4 protein-coding genes are annotated in these 7,539 nt (G+C 45.6%); 3 read left to right on the plus strand and 1 reads right to left on the minus strand.

Going from position 1 to position 7,539, the window contains the following annotated elements:
- Window positions 1-260: 260 nt before the first annotated feature.
- A complete protein-coding gene (locus PN499_RS14915) occupies window positions 261-3,884 on the minus strand; it encodes an ATP-binding response regulator (protein WP_272032776.1) in 3,624 nt (1,207 codons plus the stop codon).
- A 334-nt stretch (window positions 3,885-4,218) separates the two neighbouring features.
- Here PN499_RS14915 and PN499_RS14920 point away from each other — a divergent pair, with 334 nt between their 5' ends.
- The 3 genes from PN499_RS14920 (at window position 4,219) to kaiC (ending at window position 7,410) form a co-directional block, all read left to right on the plus strand.
- Complete coding sequence (locus PN499_RS14920; RefSeq protein ID WP_272032777.1) at window positions 4,219-5,199, plus strand: circadian clock protein KaiA; 981 nt, start codon at window positions 4,219-4,221, stop codon at window positions 5,197-5,199.
- Window positions 5,200-5,337: 138 nt separating this feature from the next.
- Window positions 5,338-5,664, plus strand: a complete 327-nt coding sequence (gene kaiB / locus PN499_RS14925) for a circadian clock protein KaiB (RefSeq protein ID WP_007356118.1) — start codon at window positions 5,338-5,340, stop codon at window positions 5,662-5,664.
- Between the two features lie 177 nt (window positions 5,665-5,841).
- Window positions 5,842-7,410, plus strand: a complete 1,569-nt coding sequence (kaiC, locus tag PN499_RS14930; protein ID WP_007356119.1) for a circadian clock protein KaiC — start codon at window positions 5,842-5,844, stop codon at window positions 7,408-7,410.
- The last annotated feature ends 129 nt before the right edge of the window (window positions 7,411-7,539 follow it).

Below are 7,539 nucleotides of genomic sequence, written 5' to 3' on the forward strand. Positions count from 1 at the left end.
AAATTATCTCGAACAACATTCTGAACTCGTTCAAGAATTAATGAAGATAACTCCCAATAAACGTCGTTTTTACCAGCAGGGTATACGGGCTGGAATCCTGATTGGGTCTATTTCTTAGGCCTCTCTGTCACCCCCCCAGCTCCTTATTTCTGTTTCGAGTTGGTTGGCTGCCTAAGTTTTTCTCTCCCTGTCGTGACAAAAAAGAGATTACTGCATCTTGCCCTTGCGGATCGCCTCTGGCTTCCCTTCACGGCAATCGCCTAACTCTTCTGTTTGTAACTACCATTTAGGGATTGTTCGATCTGTTGTAATAACTCTGCTACCGATAGGGAAGATGACAAAAGTTGAGCAGCGAGTTCTCCCAGCATAGAGTTCAAGACTTGCGATTCTTTGTTTGTTTCGCAGCGATAATCCAATACGAGAATAGGAGGTTTAGCAGGCATTTGTCTTAACTTAGATAGTGCCTGCACTAGAGATGGGGATGAGCCCTCCCGCAAGCAAATTAACAGTAAGTCAACACTTTGATATTGCAACTGCTGCAAAACTTCAGCCCAAGAGCCTGCGATCGCACCTCGAAATCCTGCCGTTTGGAGGTACTGAATCAAAGCTTGGGAATTGGGAACTGGTAATTGCGAATTAGGAATAGGGAATGTTAACGGGGGATGAGTAACTTGGCAAGAGGGAGAGTTGGGAGTTGGGAGAGATGGCTTGAGTTTGCTTCGTTCCTCGCCACGCTTCGCGCCTCGCCACGCTAAACTCTGCGGGTAGGTTTCGCCAACGTAGTTTTGAGTTGGGAGTTTGGAGAGATGGGTTCCTTCCTCGCCACGCTTTGGGGTTTTGAGCTTGGAGTTAAAAAAGTCAGAAATTCCCCCTTCTTCTTTCCCCTCTCCGTCATCTTCCCCGTTCCCTTGCTTCCCTCCTCCCTCAGCAGAGTGTAATAAATCTGAGAGGGAGGAGACATCAACGAGTAAAATCGAGGGTTTGCAAGTGATGCCCGCCGCCACTTGAATTACTTGCCATAAGGCAGAGGGCATCTGCTGGGAGGTGTCGGCAGTCCCGACAGCATTGCGATCGCCTGCTGCTAAACATGGAAATACTGATAATCCCTTGACTTGATTGGCGACGGAGGTAGTCACAGAATCTAACGTTACAAGCGGAATGCTGACCAAACTGCTGCGCCGACTTAGTTCTTCGACAAAAGCGGAAGGGTTTTGTAACTGTGTCGTACCCTCCAATACCATCACGTTAGGATGCCAAATCCGGGCAAGGAGTTCGGCTTGATCGAGGTCATCTGCTTCTAAAATCCGGCAGTAAGAAGGGTGAACTAGGAATGAGGCAGCGTGAAAGGAACTGTTGAGAGGACTCAATAATAAAACAGTAAGGGAACTCTTGAACGCATCCGCAGTTGGTTGCTCGGCCCGTGTCAAGTCCCTGAGCTGCTCCAGTAGTGTAGCTTCTTTAACTGGCAGGCTTAAAAAGCCATCGGCTCGGTTGAGTTTGGCCCGTTCTTTTTCGCCGCGTGTTGCGGTCACGATCGCGGGTATAGAGCAAGTATCGGCATCAGTTTTGAGTAATGTCAGCACGTCCCAACCGGATAGTAACGGTAGTAGGGGGTTGATAAAAATTACTTCTGGGCTAAATCTGCGGGCTTTTTCTAGAGCTTCAGTACCGGAACGGGCGACGATCACCCGATAGCCTAGATTTGTCAGGAGGTTGCTCAAATCTTCAATAAAGCGGGGGACGGCTTCAACAATCAACACCAAGCCGACAGGGGATCTCTTAAGTGGAGGGACGCGGGGGCGGGGGAATGAGGAGACTAAGCGCAGATTTTCATCTTCGATCTCCCCCGCTTGTGCGCTCCCTCGCTTCCCATCTGTTTTACCTGGAGGACAAGGGGGTAGAAGCAGAGTAAACTGGCTACCTTGCCCTTCGGAGGAAATAAACGAAACATCTCCTCCGTGGAGGCGAGCTAGGCGTTGAGTCAAGACTAATCCTAGTCCTGTACCTTGAAAGCGGCGAGTCAGGGGGCTTTCAAGCTGTTGGAATTTTTGAAAGATTAGGTGTTGCTTGTCAGCGGGGATGCCGATGCCTGTATCCCAAACTGTAAAAGCTATCCAGCCTTCCCAATGGTTTACTTTCAGCCCAATGGCTGCGCCTGCGGCTGTAAATTTGAGGGCATTGGACAAGAGGTTGACGAGCATTTGGCGCAGCCGCAGTTCATCAGCGACAATATGGACTAATTCGGGTTCGATTTCCAGAGTAAAGTCTATTGGGGAGTCTGATTTGCCCGATGTGCTGTCGCGATTGGTGGGGTCATCTCTGGCTGCGGTCGGTTTGTCTTCTTGTTGCTGAAGTAGCTTGGCTCCTTCAAAGGCGCGATCGCAAACTGCGGCAATTTGGACGGGTTCGACAATTAGTTCCATTTGACCGGTTTCCATCCGGGTCAAATCTAAAATGTCGTTGACTACTGTCATCAGGTGACGACCACTCTGGTGGATCAGCTTGGCGTAGCGAGCTTGGCGATCGTTGAGTTCTCCGATCGCTCTGTCTTTTAAGAGGCTAGATAGCCCTAATACTGCTGTCAGCGGTGTTTTCAGTTCGTGGCTGATGCAGGCTAAAAACTCGTCTTTAAGTCGGTTGAGCTGAATTAAATCGGCATTTTTAGCTGCGAGTTCTTTGGCTACTAGCTGTTCTTCGGTTACATCCTGCGCTAAGACAAGAGTTAGTGTTTCTGAGAGTGGCTGTTTGACAAATTGCCAGGTGCGATCTTTACCTTGGTGGGCGGGAGATGTGCAAGTGTAGTTATCGGGTTTTGCAGCGATCTCGCACCAACTGGGAGCGGTTGAGGTTGAGAAAGCCAAGGGCTGGGCTATGGCACACGCTGGCCCTGAGCAGCTACTATCTTCTTGGGCTATAGCTGTTCCTCCCCAGTTCCTGCCATCTTCGGGGATGGAATTTCCTGCACTCCTGCTAACGGAGGCTGAGGAATGGGAGAAAGGTTTCGGAGAATTACTCCCTGTTTCTGTTCTGTTGAAAGCGGGTTCTGGGCCCGCTCCCAACAGGCATTTCCAAGCTGCATTTTGAGTAATAATTTGCCCGTCGTTGCTGAGCAATCTTAAAGGTAAGGGCAGTTGTTCGAGCAGTTGTACAAAGGAATTGAGGGTGAGAGCTACATTGCCTGGAACCGCGACACTCGGCCGTTCAACAAGGGGAGCAATGTTCGGGGTTCTTGGCGCTGAGCGATATCTAAGTCCTGTTTGCTCTTCAATTTTAATAGTTTTTGCCTCAGCCACCCTTTCTCGGATCTCGCCTTTGTTGCTGTTCTCGAATGCCATGAATTTTAGCAACTGTAGGCTGTCGAGCAATCCTAAAAACTTACCGCTATCAGGCTCGATCAAGGCTATGGGAGCCAGGTTGGGAGCCGGCAGTAAGTCAGCAGTGGTGGAGAAATCTGCGATCGCCTCGCTAGAGATATCCCTACCTGCGCTTTCGAGTCCCCAATTTTCTCGACTCTCTGCCAAATAATTAAACTCACCGTTTTTTTCCTGGTTTTTGATCTGCGCTTGAGAGTTTTGCTGTCGCAGCCACAGCCAGAAATCGCTCAAACTCATAAGAGCCGATACAGCTAGCATGGGTTCGACTATAAAGTTCAGTTCCGATAGTGGTTTTGCATGGTAGCCACCTCTGCGATCCGAAACTGGGGACACAAACATTAAACTACGGAGATAGACTAACCCCAAAGGCTGCTGCAAATCGTTGACTACTGCCACGCGATCGCACTTGGCTTGCCTGAAAATTGACCGCACTGCGGACAGTCTCGCAGTTGGGAAGCACAGCGGCAGGGGTTCGAGAAAATTTTGGAGAGTCGGGTTGGGTATTGACATGAGAAACTTGGTGGTCAGGGCTGGAAATCAGAAGTAGCGCAACAATTGATGCTAAATAATAGGGGCCGACCTCGAAATCTGCCTTATCCCTATCTCAGTCCGCAGAGCGACCTAGCAAGTCCAGCAAGATGCTTGGGATAATCATAGACCTGGGCTATCTAATCTAGCTAGGAATAATTTTAAGACTCAAGCTCTTTCCCAGAAATCTTGCTGAGGATTGTTAAAGGCTGCTCCCAAGGGTACAGTTTTAATTATCGCTCTCTAACCGGGATCGAATCAATTTTGGAGTTAAGATTGGTTACAATTAGTGTTTAAATGTTTTATGTAATATTATGTGTTTGCAAAGGAGTTACCAAAACTGACCGATTCAGCACTGTCTGGCAACTTCGGGATTGAGCCAAATACAGCTTTGCGTTCCGAGCTTTCTATCTGTATTTTTCTGCGGTCTGAAGAACTCGCGACATCTGTCCTCAAGCTTTTGGACAGAAATCGCTACATTTTGATGCGTAGTAATTCCCCAGAGGGATTTTTGGACTTCATCCAGCGCAACAGCCACCTCGATTGCCTCGTATTCGAGGTTTACCCAGAGTTGCACTTGCTAGTTAGCCAACTACAAGAACATTCCATATTCTTACCAGTCGTAATCTTGGAAGCGGAGGCAAATTCAGAAGACGCTAAACTTCTGCCAGAGAGTCATGCGATGACCTCGGAGGGTAGCCACGAGGAAAACCTCCATTTTTTTTACCACGCTGCTGAAGTGAAGTTGCCGATCGCCAAGTTAAGCGATCTCAGTTCCTTCATTGACCAGGCGATGACCCGATTTCTCAATCTCTCTGTCCCGGTTCGAGCTAGAGGCCATGCCTCAACTACCGATCCGACTGCGGAATTGACTTCTCAAAGTTTGCTCCATCGCCAGCAGCGGAGGCTTGCTGAAAAATTACGGGAGCGATTAGGATACTTAGGTGTGTACTATAAGAGAAATTCCCAGTTTTTCTTCCGAAATCTGCCTTCAGCAGAGAGGCAAAAGCTCTTGGAGCAACTTCAGTCAAATTATCGTGAGATAGTTTTGAATTATTTTTCCCCAGACTCCACGCTGAATAATAAAATAGATGAGTTTGTAAATGTAGCTTTTTTTGCCGACATTTCTGTTACTCAAATTGTAGAAATTCACATGGAATTAATGGATGAATTTGCCAACCAGCTAAAATTAGAAGGTCGTAGTGAGGAAGTATTACTAGACTACCGATTGACACTAATCGATGCGATTGCACACTTGTGCGAGATGTACAGACGTTCAATTCCCAGAGATTCTTGATTTTTGTTAACTGTTAAATCTTAACTGTTAATTGTTGTCAATCACCAATTACCAATCACCAATTACAATCACCAATTACCAATTATCAATCACCAATCACCAATCACCAATTATCAACTGATAGTCTGAGCAAAATTTATGACCCCTCTGAAGAAAACCTATGTTCTCAAACTCTATGTTGCTGGGAATACTCCCAACTCTGTAAGGGCTTTGAAAACACTCAAGGACATTCTAGAGCAAGAATTTCTGGGAGTCTACGCCCTCAAAGTGATAGATGTCCTCAAAAACCCTCAACTAGCAGAAGAGGACAAAATTTTGGCAACGCCGACTTTGGCGAAAATATTGCCACCTCCAGTCAGAAAAATTATTGGTGATTTATCAGACAGAGAAAAAGTTTTGATTGGACTAGATTTACTCTATGAAGAATTGCGCGAAGAAGACATGAACTTACACGATAGAATCTAAGCGAGCGTCAACAAATAGCTACAACAATTAATACAATTAAAACTGTTAGCTTGAGTGACTTTCTATAAAACAACATATAGAACAACACTAAATATACAATAGTGATAATTGACATTGTTGATCCTAATAGCTTTTTAATTAAAAACAACAATTAACAACAAAAAACAAAAACAAAATATGGATAATAATACTCAAATTTTGCATCACGAAGTATTAGTAACCCCAGGAGTTCAAAAAATTCGCACGATGATTGAGGGTTTCGATGATATCAGTCACGGAGGAATGCCTATTGGCAGAACTACCTTAGTCAGCGGCACATCGGGAACTGGAAAGACATTATTTGCGGTGCAATTTCTCTACAACGGCATCATGAATTTTGAAGAAGCGGGGGTATTTGTTACCTTTGAAGAATCTCCCACGGATATCATTAAAAATGCTTACAGTTTCGGTTGGGATTTGCAACGCTTAATTGACGAAGGTAAACTGTTTATTTTAGATGCTTCTCCCGATCCAGAAGGTCAAGATATTGTCGGAAATTTTGATTTATCCGCCTTAATCGAGCGCATTCAATACGCGATTCGGAAATATAAAGCTCGGCGAGTTTCTATTGATTCAGTAACGGCAGTTTTCCAGCAATATGATGCCGCATCGGTAGTGCGGCGCGAGATTTTTCGTCTAGTAGCGCGACTAAAACAAGTTGGAGCTACCACGATTATGACCACTGAACGGGTAGAAGAGTATGGCCCTGTGGCGCGGTTTGGAGTAGAGGAATTTGTTTCAGATAATGTGGTGATTGTCCGCAACGTTTTGGAAGGGGAACGCCGTCGTCGCACGATGGAAATTTTGAAGTTGCGGGGGACAACTCACATGAAAGGGGAGTATCCTTTTACGATTACGAATAACGGTATTAATATTTTCCCCCTTGGTGCAATGCGTTTAACTCAACGTTCTTCTAATGTCCGAGTTTCCTCTGGGGATAAAACTCTTGATGAAATGTGCGGTGGTGGTTTCTTCAAAGATTCGATTATTTTAGCTACTGGCGCTACTGGTACGGGTAAAACTTTGCTGGTGAGTAAGTTCTTGCAAAATGCTTGTGCAAATGGCGATCGCGCCATGCTATTTGCCTATGAAGAGTCTCGCGCTCAGCTATTCCGCAATGCTTATTCTTGGGGAATTGATTTTGAGGAAATGGAACAAAAAGGTCTGCTGAGAATCCTTTGTACCTACCCGGAATCGGCTGGTTTAGAAGACCATTTGCAAAATATCAAATCAGAAATTGCTGAATTTAAGCCGTCTCGAATTGCTATTGATTCCCTATCAGCTTTAGCGCGGGGAGTTAGTAATAATTCTTTCCGGCAATTTGTGATCGGCGTGACTGGTTTTGCTAAGCAGGAGGAAATAACTGGCTTTTTCACGAATACAAGCGATCAGTTTATGGGTTCTAATTCAATTACGGATTCTCATATTTCTACGATTACTGACACGATTATTATGCTTCAGTATGTGGAAATCAGAGGGGAAATGTCCCGCGCTATTAACGTTTTCAAAATGCGGGGTTCTTGGCATGATAAGGGCATTCGAGAGTACACAATTACGGAGAAAGGGCCCGAAATTAGAGACTCTTTCCGCAGTTACGAACGAATTATTAGCGGTTCTCCAACTCGGATTAGTTTTAATGAAAAGAGTGAGTTATCTCGGATTATTAAAGGTGTTCAAGGGCAAGGGGGGGATGGTGAAGAAATATAAGGGTAATTGGTAATGGGTAATTGGTAATTGGTAATTGGTAATGGCTAATGGCTAATGGGTAATGGCTAATGGGTAATGGCTAATGGCTAATGGCTAATGGCTAATGGGTAATGGCTAATGGCTAATTAC

Origin of the sequence: Kamptonema animale CS-326 (genome assembly GCF_028330895.1) — a bacterium.
Classification (GTDB): domain Bacteria; phylum Cyanobacteriota; class Cyanobacteriia; order Cyanobacteriales; family Microcoleaceae; genus Kamptonema; species Kamptonema formosum.

Excerpts from the sequence above, each read along its gene's own strand:
- PN499_RS14915 (WP_272032776.1), bottom strand. The coding sequence starts at position 3,884 with ATGTCAATACCCAACCCGACTCTCCAAAATTTTCTCGAACCCCTGCCG.
- kaiB (WP_007356118.1), top strand. The coding sequence starts at position 5,338 with ATGACCCCTCTGAAGAAAACCTATGTTCTCAAACTCTATGTTGCTGGG.
- kaiC (WP_007356119.1), top strand. The coding sequence starts at position 5,842 with ATGGATAATAATACTCAAATTTTGCATCACGAAGTATTAGTAACCCCA.